General features: G+C 52.2%; 15 protein-coding genes. 13 read left to right on the plus strand and 2 right to left on the minus strand.

Annotation, left to right across the window (positions count from 1 at the left end; translation table 11 throughout):
• Positions 1-20: 20 nt before the first annotated feature.
• A complete protein-coding gene (locus tag TY10_RS02080) occupies positions 21-1,889 on the minus strand; it encodes an Rqc2 family fibronectin-binding protein (protein ID WP_042160119.1) in 1,869 nt (622 codons plus the stop codon).
• Positions 1,890-2,043: 154 nt separating this feature from the next.
• Here TY10_RS02080 and TY10_RS02085 point away from each other — a divergent pair, with 154 nt between their 5' ends.
• The 13 genes from TY10_RS02085 (at position 2,044) to TY10_RS02150 (ending at position 17,597) form a co-directional block, all read left to right on the plus strand.
• A complete protein-coding gene (locus TY10_RS02085; protein ID WP_042160120.1) occupies positions 2,044-4,839 on the plus strand; it encodes a calcium-translocating P-type ATPase, SERCA-type in 2,796 nt (931 codons plus the stop codon).
• Positions 4,840-4,968: 129 nt separating this feature from the next.
• On the plus strand, positions 4,969-5,799 hold the full coding sequence (gene dapF, locus TY10_RS02090; RefSeq protein WP_042160121.1) for a diaminopimelate epimerase: 831 nt from the start codon (positions 4,969-4,971) through the stop codon (positions 5,797-5,799).
• A 12-nt stretch (positions 5,800-5,811) separates the two neighbouring features.
• Positions 5,812-7,737, plus strand: a complete 1,926-nt coding sequence (locus TY10_RS02095; protein ID WP_042160122.1) for a bifunctional homocysteine S-methyltransferase/methylenetetrahydrofolate reductase — start codon at positions 5,812-5,814, stop codon at positions 7,735-7,737.
• A 322-nt stretch (positions 7,738-8,059) separates the two neighbouring features.
• On the plus strand, positions 8,060-8,320 hold the full coding sequence (gene remA, locus TY10_RS02105) for an extracellular matrix/biofilm regulator RemA (protein WP_005548256.1): 261 nt from the start codon (positions 8,060-8,062) through the stop codon (positions 8,318-8,320).
• Positions 8,321-8,333: 13 nt separating this feature from the next.
• The gene (gmk, locus tag TY10_RS02110; RefSeq protein ID WP_042160124.1) at positions 8,334-8,951 is read left to right on the plus strand and encodes a guanylate kinase; all 618 of its coding nucleotides are present in this window, start codon (positions 8,334-8,336) and stop codon (positions 8,949-8,951) included.
• Positions 8,952-8,967: 16 nt separating this feature from the next.
• Positions 8,968-9,177, plus strand: coding sequence for a DNA-directed RNA polymerase subunit omega (gene rpoZ / locus TY10_RS02115; RefSeq protein WP_042160125.1), 210 nt, complete (start codon positions 8,968-8,970; stop codon positions 9,175-9,177).
• 1,024 nt (positions 9,178-10,201) lie between these two features.
• On the plus strand, positions 10,202-10,285 hold the full coding sequence (locus tag TY10_RS32435; protein WP_367649592.1) for a putative holin-like toxin: 84 nt from the start codon (positions 10,202-10,204) through the stop codon (positions 10,283-10,285).
• A 337-nt stretch (positions 10,286-10,622) separates the two neighbouring features.
• Positions 10,623-12,692: a bifunctional rhamnulose-1-phosphate aldolase/short-chain dehydrogenase gene (locus tag TY10_RS02125; protein ID WP_042160127.1), complete on the plus strand. Its 2,070-nt coding sequence runs from the start codon at positions 10,623-10,625 to the stop codon at positions 12,690-12,692.
• A 228-nt stretch (positions 12,693-12,920) separates the two neighbouring features.
• Positions 12,921-13,679: a DeoR/GlpR family DNA-binding transcription regulator gene (locus tag TY10_RS02130; protein WP_042160128.1), complete on the plus strand. Its 759-nt coding sequence runs from the start codon at positions 12,921-12,923 to the stop codon at positions 13,677-13,679.
• Positions 13,680-13,858: 179 nt separating this feature from the next.
• Positions 13,859-14,587: a (Fe-S)-binding protein gene (locus tag TY10_RS02135; protein WP_042160129.1), complete on the plus strand. Its 729-nt coding sequence runs from the start codon at positions 13,859-13,861 to the stop codon at positions 14,585-14,587.
• Positions 14,584-16,113: a LutB/LldF family L-lactate oxidation iron-sulfur protein gene (locus TY10_RS02140; RefSeq protein ID WP_042160130.1), complete on the plus strand. Its 1,530-nt coding sequence runs from the start codon at positions 14,584-14,586 to the stop codon at positions 16,111-16,113. Before TY10_RS02135 ends, TY10_RS02140 begins: the two co-directional genes overlap by 4 nt.
• Positions 16,106-16,834 (plus strand): LutC/YkgG family protein, encoded by a 729-nt coding sequence (locus TY10_RS02145; RefSeq protein WP_042160131.1) that lies wholly within the window; start codon positions 16,106-16,108, stop codon positions 16,832-16,834. The genes TY10_RS02140 and TY10_RS02145 overlap by 8 nt, the downstream gene beginning before the upstream one ends.
• Before the next feature lie 49 nt (positions 16,835-16,883).
• A complete protein-coding gene (locus tag TY10_RS02150) occupies positions 16,884-17,597 on the plus strand; it encodes a FadR/GntR family transcriptional regulator (RefSeq protein ID WP_042160132.1) in 714 nt (237 codons plus the stop codon).
• Positions 17,598-18,388: 791 nt separating this feature from the next.
• On the opposite strand, the gene TY10_RS31215 is transcribed toward TY10_RS02150, so the two are convergent.
• Positions 18,389-18,649, minus strand: a 261-nt coding sequence (locus TY10_RS31215) for a hypothetical protein (protein ID WP_238327404.1), incomplete at its 5' end; no start/stop codon positions are given.

Genomic DNA, 18,649 nt, shown 5'->3' on the forward strand with positions numbered 1-18,649 from the left:
CAGCTGGCCCTTTTAACATGTTAATTAACGCTGCGGGAAGGCAGCTGCTTCAGACGTTGTTCATCGGGCGTGATGAACAGCGTTTTTTGATGATCATAGATGACAAATCCCGGCTTGGCGCCGCTTGGCTTGCGGACGTGGCGGATGAACGTATAATCCACCGGAACGAGACTTGATGAGCGCGCCTGACTGAAATGAGCGGAGAGCATCGCGGCTTCCTCCAGCGTAGCATCGCCGAAGTCGCCGCCGCGGATGACGACGTGCGAGCCGGGAATATCCTTCGTATGCAGCCACGTATCCGCCGGAGAAGCAAGCCGGTTAGTTAAATATTCATTTTGTGTGTTGTTTTTGCCGACATAGATTTGTGCTCCCTCGGAGGAAGTGTAGCAGAGCAGAGTAGGGCGAGCAGACTTTTTCTTTTTCGGACCGCGTTTGGCCCGGTCTCTAAGATAGCTTTGCTCTACCAGCTCCTCCCGGATTTCTTCAATATCGGAGAGAGAGGCATTGTCGAGCTGCTGCAGCAGCGATTCCAGATATTGAATTTCCGATTGTGCCAGATCCATTTGTTCGCCTACGATTGCGATGCTATTTTTATGCTTCGTATAGCGCCTGAAGTATCGTTGGGCATTATCCGATGGAGTCAGCTGCGGATCAAGCTCGATTTTGACAGTTGCCTGTTCTTCGTCATAGAAGTTCACCAGTTCCACTGACTTATCGCCCCGCTGGATTTGGTGCATATAGGCGGTTACAAGCTCGCCAAGCACACGGTATTTATCCGCGTCCTTCGCCTCCTCCAGCGTTTCCTGAAGCTTATCGATTTTTTTCGCGTTTTTCGCTTTTTCATTTTGGACGAAACGGATGAGATCAGAGACGCGCTGCTTTACGGTATCCCGCTCTGCTTTGTCGCCGTAATAGGCCTCCAGACATTCACTTACTGTCTCGAAGCGCTCTATTTCTCCCTCAATATGAGTTAGCTCTGTTACGGAGAAGAAAGACTTGCCCTTCGCATCAGTAACGATGTTCGGTGCAAAGCTCCCCGTCCGTATTTGCTCCGTAAAGCGGGCAAAGCTCTCCCACAGGCTCAGTCCCTCGCGTTCCGAGCGATAGACCAGCTCTTTTGCCAGAAGAGGACTTAGTCCGCTGAAGGCTTGAACGAGCTTCTGCTGCGGCGTCAAGGCAGCTGGAGAAGAGGCTGAAGCTGCCTTCTCGGCATCTGCTGAAAGCGTCGGCTGCTCTGGCAGCCCGGAACGTTCTTCACGCTCTGAACGCAGCGAAAGCTCCGGATTCCCGGCGGACGCCGCTTCCCCAGCCGCCTCCGCTTGCTCGCGGCCGTTCAGCGCCGACCAGAACTGCTCCTCGCTGTCAATAGCCAGCGGATCGACCTTGCCTTGATCGGGTGGTGCTGTGTAACGGCTGCCGGGCATAACAATCCGAAAGCTGCTGATCGCCGGCGTGACATGATGGATGCCGTCATGGATATTGCCGGTATTTGGATCAAGCAATATAACGTTGCTGTGCCGGCCCATAATTTCAATAATGATCGTCTTTGCGGACACGTCGCCAAGCTCATCCCGGTGGCGGACGTCGATATGAATAATTCTTTCGCGTCCGATTTGACGGACACCTTCAATAACTGCGCCTTCGCAATGCTTGCGGAGCAGCATGCAGAACATCGGAGCTTCCAGCGGATTCATATAGGATGCGTTCGTCCAATGAACGCGAGGATATGTCGGGTTGGCAGATAGCAGCAGCTTGCCAGGATTGCTGCCGCCGCGAATGCCGAAGACAAGATCATTATCTGTCGGTTGATGGATTTTATGAATGCGGGCGCCGATGCTGCGTCCCAGTTCTTTTACGATTGCATGTATAACGATACCGTCTAATGCCATGGCTTATGTATCTCCTTTGTGAGCCGTATTCTCCTATCATGCCATAGTTGGGACAAAAACTTAAGTCCTGTTGGGATATTTCGCAGGTTGTCCGAATACATTTAGGCTTGAGAGGCTGTCCGAGGGCGCTCGGCATTAACGGGAGGGAGTCACGATGGAACAAAAGAAATGGCACCAATTAGGAAAGAGCGAGCTGGCGGAGACGCTGGGCAGCTCAGCGGAGCAGGGATTGACGCTGGCGGAAGCGGCGGAGAGGCTGGCCGCTCACGGGAGAAACGAGCTTGCCGAGGGCAAACGGGTATCGCCGATTCTTCTTTTTCTGAATCAGTTCAAAGATTTTATGGTGCTTGTGCTTATGGGCGCAACTCTTATATCGGGGCTGCTGGGCGAATATCTGGATGCGATTACGATCGTGCTCATTATCCTGTTGAATTCCGTTCTCGGCTTCGTACAAGAGTTTCGTGCGGAAAAGTCGCTGCATGCGCTCAAAGAGCTGTCTGCCCCGATGGCCAAAGTGCTGCGCGGTGGGCAGCAGCTTGACCTTGCAGCCAAGGAATTGGTAGCTGGTGATATCGTCTTGCTGGAGAGCGGTGACCGGATTCCGGCAGATATTCGGCTGCTGGAGGCCAACAGCTGCTATATCGAAGAGTCGGCATTGACGGGGGAATCCGTGCCGGTTGGCAAGCATGCAGCCGCAATCCATGATGATGAGCTGCCGCTTGGCGATCAGCGCAACCTTGGATTCATGGGGACGATGGTGACGCGAGGAACAGCCAAAGGGATGGTTGTCCGCACCGGTATGAACACCGAGATGGGCAAAATCGCAGGGCTGATCGATCAGACGGAGTCCATGGAGACGCCATTGCAGCACCGGCTGGAGCAGCTTGGTAAAATATTGATCGTCGTAGCAGTCGCTCTGACGATCGTAGTTGTAATAGCGGGCATCATGCATGGACAGCCAGCCTACGGCATGTTCCTGGCAGGGGTGAGCCTGGCAGTTGCCGCCATTCCAGAGGGACTTCCAGCGATCGTAACAATTGCATTGGCACTGGGTGTGCAGCGGATGATCAAACGCAAAGCGATCGTACGCAAGCTGCCGTCGGTCGAAACGTTAGGCTGTGCTTCCGTTATTTGCTCCGACAAAACGGGTACGCTGACTCAGAATAAAATGACCGTCACCCATATTTGGATGGGCGGAAGAAAGCTGAATGTAACAGGCGAGGGGTATGATATTAACGGAGGCGCTTTCGAGGAAGGCGTTCCTGTAGATCTCAAACAGGATACGAGCCTGAGAAGGCTGCTGCATGTCTCTGCGCTTTGTAATAATGCGGTGCTGTATAAGGAAGAAGCAGCAGCGGACGCCAATGGGAAGAAAAGAAAAAGCAAGGAGCCGCAGCATGAATGGGTAATGAAAGGCGATCCGACGGAAGGTGCGCTGACCGTTTTGTCCACCAAGCTGGGTCAATCGGCAAAATCGCTAGAAGGTCTTTATAAGCGGGAAAAGGAATTTCCGTTTGATTCCGAACGCAAGCTGATGTCGGTCGTCGTCTCTCATCAAGGCGGCCGGCTGGTCTATACGAAGGGCGCATCCGACGTGCTGCTGGATCACTGCAATTATGTGCTATGGGATGGTAAAGTTACACCATTCACAGCGACATTGAAACGTAAATGTGCGGAAGCGGCGGAGGAAATGGCACAGTCTGCTCTTCGCGTTCTGGGAATGGCCTATCGCGATCTTCGCAGCATAGATGCTTGCAAGACTGAGCGGGATGCGGAAAGTCAGCTGGTCTTCGTCGGTATGACGGGCATGATCGATCCGCCGCGCAAGGAAGCACGCGAGGCGATTGCAACTTGCCGCCGTGCGGGCATCAAGACCGTGATGATTACAGGTGATCATCAATTGACGGCCGAAGCAATTGCGGGACAGCTTGGCATTATGCCTCGCGGGGGATTATCGTTCAGCGGGCGTCAAATTGAGCAAATGACTGACGAGCAGCTGGACCGTCAGGTTGACAATGCTTACGTCTATGCCCGGGTATCTCCGGAGCATAAGCTTCGTATCGTAAAGTCGCTTCAACGGCAAGGGCATGTCGTCGCGATGACGGGGGACGGCGTGAACGACGCACCAGCGATCAAGGCGGCTGACATTGGGATTGCTATGGGCATTACCGGCACTGATGTTTCCAAGGAAGCGTCAGCTCTCGTGCTAAGCGACGATAATTTTTCTACTATTGTATCGGCGATTGAGGAAGGGCGAAGCATTTACGAAAATATCCGTAAATTTATCCGCTATTTGCTCGCCTCCAATGTAGGCGAAATACTGACGATGTTTTTGGCGATGCTGGCAGGCTTGCCGCTGCCGCTCGTGCCCATTCAAATATTATGGGTCAATCTCGTCACCGACGGTTTGCCTGCGATGGCGCTAGGTGTCGATCAGGCAGAGAAGGATTTAATGCAGCAGAAGCCCAGGTCTGCTAAAGAGAGCATTTTCGCAAGACGGCTTGGCTGGAAAATTATTAGCCGAGGCTTGCTGATCGGCATCTGTACGCTGGGTGCGTTCTGGATTACGCTTCGTGAAGCACCTGGTGCTCAACAGCTCGTCAAAGCTCAGACAGTCTCTTTTGCGACATTGGTACTGGCTCAGCTTATCCATGTATTCGATTGCCGGAGCTCGCGCTCGATTTTCCACCGCAATCCGTTTCAAAATAAATATTTGGTGCTGGCCGTCCTGTCTTCGCTTCTGCTGATGCTTGGCGTTGTGTACATTGAAGCGCTGCAGCCAATCTTCAAAACGGTTCCGCTGGGCTTCCGGGAATGGTGTCTCGTATTCGTAGCTGCCGGAATACCGACTTTCTTGATGGGAATTGGCAGTGTGATGGGCTCCAGAAAGCCGAAAAACAAGCAGGCAAACATGTCTCTGAAGCCAAATTCGCCGCTGCTGCGCCGTTAATCCTGCGTGAAAATGCAAATGATGATGTAAATTATGAATAGCGTTTCTCCCAGCTTTGCGGTATGCTAATAGGAAAAAATGATAGCTTTCCGGCTCTGGAAAGCCGCAGCATAAGGGAGTGCGAATTCATTGAAATTTACTAAAATGCATGGTTTGGGCAATGACTTCATCGTAGTTGCCGGTGAGCAGCAGCTTCCGGAAAACGCCGCACAGCTTGCAATTGAGCTTTGCAACCGGTTTTTCGGCATCGGCGCAGACGGTCTCGTATACATTCTGCCATCGGAAATCGCTGATTTCCGGATGCGCATCATCAACTCCGACGGCTCTGAGGCGGAGCAATGCGGCAATGCCATTCGCTGCGTCGCAAAATATGTCTATGACAACGGCTTGACTAATAAAGAAGAGATTACGATTGAGACGCTTGGCGCTGGCGCGCAGCAGGTACAGCTGACAGTGGAAAGCGGCAAAGTGCAAACAGTCCGCGTGGACATGGGCGAGCCGATTCTGAACGGTCTGCAGGTTCCGACGACGGTTGATGCCGAGCAGGTTGTGGAGCATCCAGTGACGATTGACGGGCGGGAATTCCGCTTTACTGCGGTATCTATGGGCAATCCGCATGCCGTCATTTATGTTGACGACGCGGTAAACTTCGATTTGGCCGCTTGGGGACCAAGGCTGGAGACGCATCCGTTATTCCCTCGTAAAATTAATGTAGAGTTCGTTACTGTAAAATCCCGCTCGCATACCGATATGCGTGTGTGGGAACGCGGTGCGGGCCCAACTCTCGCTTGCGGAACAGGAGCTTGCGCAACTGTCGTTTCCTCCGTGCTGAACGGCTTGACCGATCGTACGGCGACCGTCTCGCTTAAAGGCGGGGACCTTCTGATCGAGTGGAATGAAGATGACAATCACGTCTATATGACAGGGCCGGCTGCGGAAGTATTCCGCGGCTCGCTGTAAGGCGGCAGCCCTATGACAAATAAGACGACGGAAAAACTTAATTTAAGAGAAGCGCTCGGCCAGCGCATATTGACCGGAGACGGCGCAATGGGAACCTATCTGTATCAGATGGGGTTCCCTGTCGGCGTTTCATACGAGGAATTCAATACGCTGCGTCCCGATGTCATTGAGAACGTGCACCGGAGATATTACGAGGCTGGGGCTCGCGTCATAGAGACGAATACGTTCTCTGCCAATTTGGAGAAGCTTGCGATTTATGGACTGGATTCAGATATGGAAGCCATTAACCGTGCTGGTGTTAGAATCGCCAGATCTGCTGCAGGCGACGATGCTTATGTTGTTGGGGCGGTTGGGTCTATTCGTGCCGGTAAGCTCAAAAATATTCGTACGGCCAAAGTAAGTGAAGCTTACGAGCGTCAGATGGACGCGCTGCTTACAGAAGGCGTTGACGGCATCATGCTGGAAACGTTCTATGATTATGACGAGATGCTGCTTGCGCTGCGTATTGCTCGCAAACTGTCAGCAGATGTGCCGGTCATTTGTCAATTTGCAGTTGAAGACGTTGGCCGTACGCAGGACGGCACCGGTCTGAAGGAAGCATTCGATCAATTGCAGCTTGCTGGAGCGGATGTTGTAGGCTTCAACTGCCGCAGCGGTCCGAATGGCATTATGCGTGCTATCGACGCAATTTCCGGTCCGGTACAGCTGCCGATGTCGATTTTCCCGAATGCCGGTATTCCGGATTATGTAGACGGCAAGTATACGTACTCGGCTGGTCCGGATTATTTTGCCGAGACAGCCCGCCGGTTTGCAGACCGCGGAGCACGAATCGTTGGCGGCTGCTGTGGTACGACGCCTGAGCATGTGGCTGCGATGGCTGCTGCTTTACAGGATTATGTGCCTGCCTTGGGAAGCAGCCAGGCTTCTGCGGTTGCAGAACCTATACAAGCTGAAACCATTACGGTAACGAAGCCAGCAGCAGCGAAGACGGAAGTGGCGGTTGTATCCGGTGCGGATACGGGAGACGGACAAGCTCAAGAGCCGTCGCTTGTCGATCTGGTGAAGGAGCGCCATACCGTTATCGTGGAGCTTGATCCTCCGCGTGATCTCGATATCCGTAAATTTATGGATGGTGCGGCAGCCTTGAAAGCATGCGGCGCGGATGCAATTACGATGGCAGACAATTCGCTTGCTGTTACGCGTATGAGCAATCTGGCGCTGGGTGCGCTTGTACAGGAAAAAATCGGCCTGCGCCCGCTCATCCATATCGCTTGCCGTGACCGTAACTTGATCGGCACGCAATCGCATATGATGGGATTAGACGCGCTGGGCATTGATCATGTTCTTGCTGTTACCGGAGACCCGGCCCGCTTTGGCGACTTGCCGGATTCCAGCTCAGTATATGACCTGACCTCGTTCGAAATGATCCGTATGATCAAGCAATTGAACGAAGGCATCGCCTTCTCCGGCAAGCCGCTGAAGCAAAAAGCGAAGTTTGTCGTTGGTGCCGCGTTCAACCCGAATGTGAAGCATCTCGATAAAGCGGTGCAGCGTCTGGAGCGCAAGATCAAATCCGGTGCCGATTATATTATGACGCAGCCGGTCTATGATCCGAAGCTGATCGAGCAGATCGCTGAGGCGACGAAGCATCTCGGCATTCCAGTGTTTATCGGCATTATGCCGCTGGCCAGCGGCCGCAACGCCGAATATTTGCATAACGAGGTGCCAGGTATTCAATTGTCCGACGAGGTTCGCCAGCGTATGGCCGGACTCGAAGGCGAAGCCGGACGGGCTGAAGGCGTCCGCATTTCCAAAGAGCTTCTCGACGAAGCGGTTAAGCATTTCAAAGGCATTTATTTCATGACACCGTTCATGTTCTATGATATGGCCGTTCAATTGACAGAGTACGTTTGGCAGAAGACGGGCGTGAGCCGATAGCCGCATTTTTGTCCGTGAGAGAGAGAAAACAGCCATTTTTCGCATGAATTCGCTTTTTCTCTTGTTCGCAGGCTCAAAATCAATTAAAATAGTTAGCAATGGACGGCTGCAGGCTGGCCTGTGTGTATATACAGAATGGCAGCAGCTCGGAATCGGCAAGCGCTAGAAGCGCGCCGGGAGCGTATGCTCCGGACTTTTTTCGTCAACAATAGTGCAATGGTTCTGTCTTATATTGGCAAAGGTTCGGCTTCATCGTCCAAACCGATGTTCATCTTAATTTCATTCGAGCAGTTGCACGAGGAAGACCGGAGGGGGACCTTACTTGGCTATAAAACTTATTAATATCGGTTTTGGCAATATTGTTTCAGCAAATCGGATTATTTCGATCGTAAGCCCGGAATCGGCTCCGATCAAACGAATCATCCAGGAAGCGCGCGACCGTCATATGTTGATTGACGCGACATACGGCAGACGCACGCGTGCTGTCATCATTACGGACAGCGATCACGTAATCCTGTCGGCGGTGCAGCCGGAGACGGTAGCACATCGATTGTCGACCAAGGATGACGATAACGACGAATAGTACGGGGAGTTATATGGATAAGGGATTGTTAATTGTATTGTCGGGTCCTTCCGGCGTAGGCAAAGGAACGGTATGCTCGGTCCTGCGCGAGAAGATGCCTGATCTCGTGTACTCGGTATCCGCTACGACGCGGACGCCAAGACAAGGGGAAATTGACGGCGTAAACTATTTTTTTAAATCGAGAGAACAGTTCCAGGACATGATTGCGCGCGATGCTTTGCTTGAGCATGCCGAATATGTCGGGAACTACTATGGAACGCCGCGTGATTTCGTAGAACGCACCCTAGCCAGCGGCAAGGATGTTATTCTGGAAATCGAAGTACAGGGCGCGCTGAAGGTGAAAGAGAAGTTCCCTGAGGGCGTGTTTGTTTTTCTTATGCCTCCTTCACTGGATGAGCTTAAACAGCGGATTACGGGCAGAGGAACAGAAACGCAGGATACCATCAATCACCGGATGACGGTTGCGGTTGAGGAGATTAACCTGCTTGGCCATTATGACTATGCAGTTGTTAATGATGAGATCGACGCCGCATGCCACCGGATTCAAAGTATTATCGTAGCCGAGCACTGCCGGGGGGACCGTTATTTGGCCCATTTGGCAGAGCTGCCGACTCCGATCGAGAAAGCTTGAGAAGAGGTGAAATATAATGCTATACCCTTCTATTGATGAAATGGTTAAAAAAGTCGACAGCAAGTATTCTTTGGTCGTAGCGGCTTCCAGACGCGCTCGCATGCTGCGTAACGGTGAAAAATCGGAGCTTCGCACTCCGAAATCCCGTAAATTTGTCGGTGTTGCCTTGGAAGAGATTTATCACGATATCGTTGTCGTAGAATCGACTGAGGACAAACAACAATAATGGATGAATGCCCTTGCGGCATTCAAAGAACCCCTGCGTTTTTCATGACGCAGGGGTTCTTTTTTTTGTTTATGACTCTGTTTATGGTATTGGCGTGCTGCGTTAGTAAGAACCGTTGGGTAATGAGATAGAGGTGCTTCCGTTGCTGGTTTGTTGCTGTTTCGTTGGTTACTGACAGATGACGCGTGCCAAGATACAACCTATAGTAGGCTGATAATCGGGCTGGTGTCACCAGAAAAAGGCCAAGGATCGAGCCGGTACTATTCAAAATGTAAAAGTACATTTTGATTTGCCGCAAACGGCCCAAAATGACGTTCAAAATGCAAAAGTGCATTTGAAATCGCTTGAAACCCTCTAATTGGCGGGTTTTAGGCTAATCAACCTGCACATTTACATTTTGAAGCGATAAATCGTCGAAAAACCGGCCAACAACCTGCACTTTTACATTTTGATTCGCCTGAAATGAGCAGGCATGAGCTGCTTACGCAGAAAGTTTAGTTATAACAGGAAAAAGTTCCGCCCATGGAGCATGAAGTTGATGGGGCTTGGGGCTAGTGTGTATAGGCTAGAGAAGCGCCTTGGCGCTTAAGTTTTTCGTTTGATTCCCTAGTTTTGAATCCCAGCTATATCTTACTTATGCGAGATGATTTGCGGTGCTGGGAGGGAGAGCGGAGCGTTTTGAGTTCGGGATGACTTTTTGCAGGTTCTATCCATTTATCATCGTGTAAGCGAGGGGATAATGGAACCAAGAACGGCAGCACGAACCAAAACGCGCAGCGACCCCGGTGTACTGGTCACCTCGCATGGCTTTTCGTGCAGCGATTCCGGGGCACTGGCAGCCGGAAGTGACTCACGACCTTACAGTGCTTTCCGCTCGTCCTCCACATGACTTCTCACAGCGGCCAGAACAAAAAAGCGAATCATTGAAATCGCTTACAAAAATTGGTTCTTTTATTGTACACACAGGGCATATGATTTAGTACAATAGACAGCTTATTAGGGGTGGCGGAATGGGGGTGAGGACATGAGCGTGAATGAAGCCTTAATGTTAATGATTTCGTTCGCCACCTTGGTTGTTTCGATGTTAGCTTTTCGTCATAAGAAATAGACCCGCCCGGCCATGAACCGGTCTATTTTCTTATCTAACGAGCAACCGCCTCTATCGCTGGCTGTTGAAGACAAGGGAGTCCGGCGGCAACCGGCTCCTTTTTTATTTCCCGCATCGCGCTTCATACGACCCAGCTAAACGATTGACTCACACAAAAGTATCTTATTCATCGCCGTACATAAATATTACCCTTAAAATTCGGGATGGAATGCCCGTTTGTTTTTGAAAAACATATATTCAAACACAAACAAATGTGATATCATACAATCAAAGATAAACAAACAAATAAATCATCATATTCAATTAAAACCAAACATGAAACCGGAGGACAAACAACATGGTACAAAGTTTGTGGGAATCATCCAAAGCATCGCAGCTTGACGCAGGACTGGAGCAGCTCGTTTATCGTTCCAACATCATTGGCACGGACCGCCGCGTTTGCAACTGGGGCGGAGGCAACACATCCAGCAAGGTAGTCGTTAAAGACTTCCGCGGCCGTGATGTAGAAGTGATGTACGTGAAAGGCAGCGGCTCCGATCTGGCTTCGATGAAAGCGGGCAATTTTACAGGTCTGCGCATGGACGATATTCGTCCTTTGTTCGAGCGTCCGGAAATGTCCGACGAGGATATGGTCGCTTACTTGGTCAACTGCATGATCGATTCCAAACATCCGCGCGCTTCGATCGAAACGCTGCTCCATGCGTTCCTTCCGTTCAAGCATGTTGACCATACTCATCCGGATGCGATTATCAGCCTTTGCTGTGCGGATAACGGCAAAGCGGTAGCCCGTGAAATTTTCGGCGACCGTTTCGTATGGGTTCCGTATGTGCGTCCAGGCTTTACACTTTCCAAAATGATTGCAGAGGGCGTACTGGCTAACCCGAACGCTGAGCTTGTTCTGATGGAGAAGCACGGTCTCGTTACTTGGGGCGAAACGCAAGAGGAATGCTATGCGAAAACGATCCAAATCATTAGCGAAGCAGAGGCATACATCGAGGCTCGCGTTGAGGAGTCGAAGCTGTTTGGCGGCGTGAAGCATGAAGCGCTTGCTGCGGACGTTCGCAGAAGCATTGCGGCGCAAGTGATGCCAACGATTCGCGGTGCGGTAAGCGATGCGAAAAAAATGATTCTGACTTTCGATGACCAAGCAGATGTGCTGCAATTCGTTGGCGGAAGCAAGTCGCTGGAGCTGTCCCAAGTTGGCGCGGCTTGCCCGGATCACCTCGTTCATACGAAGGTTGTACCGTTGTTCATCGACTGGACGCCAAACGCGGATGATATCGAAGGTTTGAAAGCAAAGCTGAAATCGGCTGTTGAAGCTTATAAAGAGCAGTACCAAGCGTACTTTGAGCGCAATAAAAATGAAGGCGACGTCATGTTCGAAGCGGCTCCGCGCGTTATTCTTATTCCGGGCGTAGGCATGATCAACACGGGCAAAAACTGGGCGATGTCCAAAGTAAGCGGCGCACTCTATCACCGTGCAATCGCTGTTATGCGCGGCGCAACGGCGCTGGGCGACTTCGTCTCCTTGTCCGAGAACGAGTCCTACAACGTTGAGTATTGGCCGCTTGAGCTTTACAAGCTGAGCCTGGCGCCAGCAGAAGCGGAATTCTCCCGCAAAGTGGCGTTCATTACCGGCGGCGCAGGCGGTATTGGCAGTGAAACGGCACGCCGTCTTGTCTCCGAAGGCGCACATGTTGTGCTGGCGGACCTCAATCTGGAGGGCGCGCAAAAGGTTGCAGACGATATTAACGAGAAATACGGCGAAAACCGTGCGATCGCAGTGAAAATGGACGTGACGAGCGAGGAGCAGGTAGCGGCGGCTTATGCCGAAACGGCGATTGCTTACGGCGGCGTAGACATTATCGTCAACAATGCGGGTCTCGCAACTTCCAGCCCATTCGACGAAACTTCGCTGAAGGAATGGAATTTGAACATGAATGTGCTGGGTACGGGCTACTTCCTCGTTGCCCGCGAAGCATTCAAGCTGATGAAAACGCAGGGAATCGGCGGCAACATGGTATTCATCGGCTCGAAAAACTCGGTATATGCAGGCAAAAATGCATCGGCGTACAGCTCGGTAAAAGCATTGGAAGCGCATCTTGCACGCTGTATTGCGGCTGAGGGCGGCGAATTCGGCATTCGCGTCAATACGATTTTGCCGGATGCGATACTGCAAGGCTCCGCGATCTGGAACGGAAGCTGGCGCAATGAGCGGGCTGCCGCTTACGGCATCGAGCCTGATCAGCTGGAAGAATACTACCGGAAGCGTACGACGCTGCTTGTTAACATTTATCCGAAGGATATCGCCGAAGGCATTGCATTCTTCGCTTCCTCCAAGTCGGATAAAACGACAGGCTGCATGCTGACGATCGACGGCGGCGTTCCGGCTGCATTTACCCGCTAATCTAATAGACGGGAACTGACTCAATCATAGACTCATATAAGGAGTGCCGATTCCGATCGGCATTCTTTATGCTATTGAGGCCTTTAACAATTCAATTTGTACGTTTGGCGCAATTTGCGTTGTATATAAGCGGGATAGGCATTAAAATATCGGTATGTATTGGAAAAGTTATGTGCGGCTGGCAGCGTTCCGGCTGCCTTCACATTATGAGTTCAGGAAGAGGTTGCGATGCTGGTAGCGGAACGTTACGAAAAAATAGTTCAGTTGGTCAACGAGAGGAGCAGCATCCGGGTATCCGAGCTCAGTGAGCTGTGCGGCGTAACGGAGGAGACGATCCGGCGCGATCTTGACCGTCTGGAGCAGGCGGGAAGGCTGCGGAGATCACATGGCGGGGCGGTAAGCGTCAGAGAGCAGCAGCCGGAGACGCCCTATGCTGAACGTGAAATTATGCACGCGGAAGAGAAGAAACGGATTGCCCAAGAGGCGCTGTCCTTCATTCAGCCGAATGACCGCATTTTGCTAGATGCCAGCTCTACCGCTTGGTATATGGCCTCCAATTTGCCTGACATTCCGCTTACCGTGCTGACCAATTCCATTAAAGTGGCGCTGGAGCTTAGCGGTAAGGAGAAGATCGAGGTTATCTCGACGGGCGGGCTGCTTGCTTCGCGTTCGCTGTCCTACGTTGGCCCGCTGGCTGAACGCTCGCTTGATGCCTACTATGTGAACAAGCTGTTTCTCTCTTGCAAGGGTGTGCATTTGGACAAAGGCATCAGCGAATCAAATGAGCTGCAGGCGCGGATCAAGCATAAAATGATCGGTATTGCCGATCAGGTGATTTTGCTGGCCGATGCGAGCAAGTTTGGGGTGCAGGCTTTCACGCATGTTGCGGATTTAAGCGATGTGAATGCGATCATTACCGACCGGCGGATACCGGATGCGATCGCAGCGCAATTAAGGGAACGCGAGATTGCGGTAACAGCTGTTTAAGGCGTTTCTTTCAAAAAGTTGGGAAAATAATAAAGTACGGCGGCAGGGGGAACTGTGTATCTATTCCTTTGGGGCAGATTGCACAGTTTTGAACCTCTCGCCGTTAACCAACTATGTAAGCGTTATGATTATTTTTACTCAACTTGTCTGATAACCTGATAATAAGCGGGGTGTTTGCAATGAAGGTGTCTTTATTTATTACTTGTTTAAGCGATGCGATTTATCCGCGTGTTGGGGAAGCGATGGTGCGATTGCTTGCACGTTACGGTGTTCAGCTGGATTTTCCCACTGTGCAAACCTGCTGCGGCCAGCCGGCCTTCAACAGCGGCTACTGGAAAGAGGCCAGAGCGACTGCGGCGACGATACTTGATGCGTTTGAGGACAGTGATTTCGTTATCTCTCCTTCGGGCTCCTGTACGGGAATGATTCATCATTATCCGAAGCTGTTCGAGAATGATCCTGTCATGTTAGAGAGGGCGCGTAGGCTGCAAAGCAAGTCCTATGAATTTACACAGTTTCTCGTTCAAGTGCTGGGTGTGAAAGATGTTGGCGCGGTTTTCCCGCACAAGGTAACGTATCATCCTTCCTGCCACGGCAGCCGGCTGCTTGGCGTCAAAGAGGAACCGCTTGAATTGATGCGCAACGTACAGGGGCTTGAGCTTGTGCCGCTGCCTTTCGCTGAGGATTGCTGCGGCTTTGGCGGCACATTTGCAGTGAAGATGGCTGATATTTCCGGTGCGATGGTGACGGAGAAGGTCGATCATGTATTAGAGACCGAGGCAGAGGTGCTCGTCGGGCTGGATATGGCGTGCATGATGAACATTGCAGGAAACTTACGATTCAGGAATGAGCCGGTGAAGGTGATGCATTTGGCGGAGCTTTTATACGAAGGGGTGAAGCAGGCATGAGCACGGCATCAAAGGATGTACCATCTACAGTTAAGAAGCGTGCGGATCTGGCACTTAACGATGAGTTTTTGCGCAAAGCGGTTAAATTTACAACGGAGCGGCTTCGCAATGGTAAAATCAACGCTGCGGAGGAGCATGGCAATTGGGAGGAATGGCGGGAGCGGGGTCGTCAGATCCGCTTGCATACGATCGCACATCTCGATTACTATTTGAATTTATTTGCGGATAATGCTAGAGCCAATGGCGTTCATGTCCATTTTGCCGCCACTTCAGCGGAAGCGGTCAAGCTGTCACTTGAAATTGCACAGCGCAAGCAAGCGAAATCGGTCGTCAAATCGAAGTCGATGGTTACCGAAGAGCTGCACTTAAACCATGAGCTGGAAGGGATAGGAGTCGAAGCGATTGAGACCGACTTAGGTGAGTATATCATTCAACTGGCTGGGGAAACTCCTTCCCACATTATCATTCCTGCTATTCACAAAAACCGGTACCAAATTGCTGATTTGCTGTCCAAAGAAGCCGGAGAGACGCTGGAGCCGGACACCTCGATTCTGGCGGGCTTCGTCCGCAAAAAGCTCCGTGAGAAGTTTCTGGAGGCGGACATCGGCATGACCGGCTGTAATTTTGCGATTGCGGAGACGGGGTCCATGGTGCTGTTCGAGAATGAAGGCAATGCTCGTATGGTGACAACGGTGCCGAAGACGCAAATTACGCTCATGGGCATGGAGCGGATTATCCCTTCCTGGTCCGACTTGGAAGTGATGGCGACGCTGCTGCCGCGCTCGGCAACGGGACAGAAGCTGACCGTCTATATGTCCGGCATTACTGGCCCGCGCCGGGAGGCTGATGCCGACGGGCCGGACGAGATGCACATCATTATCGTCGACAACGGCCGCTCGTTGCAGCTTGGTGATCCAGAGTTTCAGGAGCTGCTGAACTGCATCCGCTGCGGCGCTTGTCTGAACGCTTGTCCTGTGTACCGGCATATCGGCGGACATGCATACGGCGGTACGTACAGCGGCCCGATCGGTGCGGTGCTGACACCAGCCCTGCAGAAAAACATCGCAGAATGGGACGACATCGCTAACGCGTCCAGCCTTTGCGGCGCCTGCTACGAGGCCTGTCCGGTGAAAATTCCGCTCCATGAGATGCTTATCTATTTGCGACGGAGGAAGCAGGAGGGCGGACATGGCGATGCGGTCGAATCCGCCGGGATGAAGGGCTTTGCTGCCGTTCTGGGAGATGCGAAGCGGTTCCGTGGTATATTGCGGCTCGGAAAGCTGGGGCAGAAGCTTGTCGTGCGGAATGGAGAAATCCGGACGAAATTCGGCCCGCTGAAAGGCTGGAACAGCTACCGGGTTACACCAAGCTTGCCGAAGCGTTCTTTCCGCGAGCAGTGGGGGACGCTGGAGGAAGAGCTTCGGCACGGGCTGAGGGAGATCGATCCCGCTATGCAAAGCCGGATGGAAGCAATCGCGAAGGACAGAAAGAACGGAACCGGGGGAGGACACGGACATCATGGCTGATACGCATCAACAATGGCTGGAGCAGCGCGAGGCGGAATCCCGCGCGAAGCAGGAAGCCTTCATGAACGATATCGCTAGCAAATTGAGAAGGCCCCGCGTTATGGAGAAGCCAGCGCATCCTTTTCGCGGTGCGCCTGATTTTTGGAAAGCGTACGAATGGCCGATGGAGGAGCGCGTAGAGCGGTTCACCGGCAATTTCAAAAGCGCTGGCGGGCATGTGGAGCGTTTGTCTGATATGGAGTCGGCCAAGCAATTCATAGCAGCGAAAGCGGGAGAGCTGGGGGCTCATTACGTCATCCGGCAAAATCAGCCGGAGCTGAACGAGCTTGGGCTGGAGGCAGCATTGCCCGGTGCAGAAGTATCGGTATGGAATAGCGATTCCGAGCAATATTGGAAGGCTCGCGCCGCGGAAGCGGATTTTGGCATCGTTGTGGCAGACTACGCAGTGGCTTACACAGGTTCAGTCACGGTCTTGTCCTCTAAGGACAAGGGTCGGTCGGTCAGCTTGCTGCCTACCGTACTGTTTGTAATAATTCCGCTAGAGCGGCTGAAGACGCGGTTGGGCGAAGTGCTGGTCGGCTTCGACGAGGCGGGACGCGAGCAGCTGCCGGCAGGCATTCATTTCATCTCGGGGCCAAGCCGTTCCGCGGATATTGAGAATGATCTCACTATCGGCGTTCACGGCCCGGGCGTCGTCTACGCACTGATCGTCGGTTCGTAATATAGTCATGCTGCTGTGCCGCATGTTAGAGTAAGGAGGGAGGGACGCTATGCAGGTAACGAGGCTGACGAAGAGAAATCACTATGAAGAAATAACAGAGCAAATTAAACAGCTTATTATAGACGGAAATTTAAAGGTTGGAGACAAGCTCCCTTCGACAAAAGAAATGTCGGAGCGTTTCGGCGTCGGGCGTTCGACGACACGGGAAGCGCTCAGCGCGCTGAAGGCGATGGGGCTGATCGAAATTAAGCAAGGCGGAGGCTGCACCGTTATCGGCAATTTGCCTGTGCTGTCCGAAATCGAGCTGCCGGAGCTCCGCTCGCTGCGGATGAATCGTGAGACGCTGCTGGAGCTGCTGGAGGCGCGTCAATCGCTTGAAGTCTCTAACGCCTCGATCGCCGCCGTTAAGCGTTCTGTAGACGATCTGTCCGCTCTCCGCGCCATTGTGAATGACATGAAGCTCGCAGTGGGTGATGATGTGGAGGGAGAGCGAACGGATTTACTCTTTCATGCGGCATTGGCTAAAGCAACAGGCAACTCCATTATGGTGCGGCTATTCGAGTCCATTACGAGCCAGATGGAGACAGCCATTCACGAGATTCGGCGCGTCGAGCTCTACGCCAACCGCTTCGTCGCCGAAAGGCTCTATGAGGAGCATCTGGCGATCTTTGAAGCGGTGGTTGCAGGTGATGGCGATGCCGCTGCGAAGTGCATGAAGCAGCATCTGGATCACGTTGAGCGGATGCTGACGAAATACGTGTAACGGATGGGAGACCGCCTCATGGGCGGGTGCTGGTTTACAGCGCCTGATCGTGAGGCGGTTTTTTGTGTGGGAGAGCTGATCTGAATTTGGCTGTCAGGAGGACGATTTTTACAAATTATAAGGCTGTTTGCGTCGATTTCCAATGGTTAAAAATGATGCAGAGGTGTTTTGAAGTGCTGGCAGCTACAGCTGGCGGGTGTTGCAGGGGGGGAATAATAGTTAGTTGTCGGCACGGTGACGATTGGGCAGATGGACTTCTGTTGGCGATGTGAGAGAGGGCAATTAAAGTAAACAGGGAATTTGTCGTTGGCATGTACAGTGGCGCAGCAGCGCGTGTAGGAAGCGATGTGGCAGGATGCAGCAGATTACAACGAAATTTGCTTCGCTAAAGAGCGAAGCAGGTTCGTTAGCTGGACAAACAGGTACGGGGAGTTGGCTGGCAGGCATCTGTGCAGAGCCCAGCGAAGCTGATTCGCAAAATAGCGAACCATGATTCGTTGAAAACGGCAGTTTCCAACGGGAAATTACGTGCTGTAGGGAATTAGCGAAGCTAGGTTCGTAATTGGTGAACCTGTGTTCACGAGTAGCGAAATCAGCTTCGCTGTAGCCTGCGTAGCTCATGTTGAGGCAGGTTACAGCGAAATTTGCTTCGTTAAAAAGCGAAGCTGGTTCGCTAACTGGTCAAACAGGCACGGGGAGCTGGCTGTCAGGCATCTGTGCAGAGCCCAGCGAAGCTGATTCGCAAAATAGCGAACCAACATTCGTTGAAAACGGCAGTTTGCAACGCGAAATTACGTACTGTAGAGAATTAGCGAAGAAAGCTTCGCAATTGGTGAACCTACGTTCACGAGTAGCGAAATCAGCTTCGCTGTAGCGTGCGTAACCCCTTTTGAGGCAGGCCGCAGCGAAATTTGCTTCGTTAAAAAGCGAAGCAGGTTCGCTAACTGGTCAAACAGGTACGGGAGTTGGCTGGCAGGCATCTGTGCAGCCCAGCGAAGCTGATTCGCAAAATAGCGAACCAACATTGGTTGAAAACGGCAGTTTCCAACGCG

The sequence above is a fragment of the Paenibacillus gorillae genome (genome assembly GCF_000513275.1).
Classification (GTDB): domain Bacteria; phylum Bacillota; class Bacilli; order Paenibacillales; family Paenibacillaceae; genus Pristimantibacillus; species Pristimantibacillus gorillae.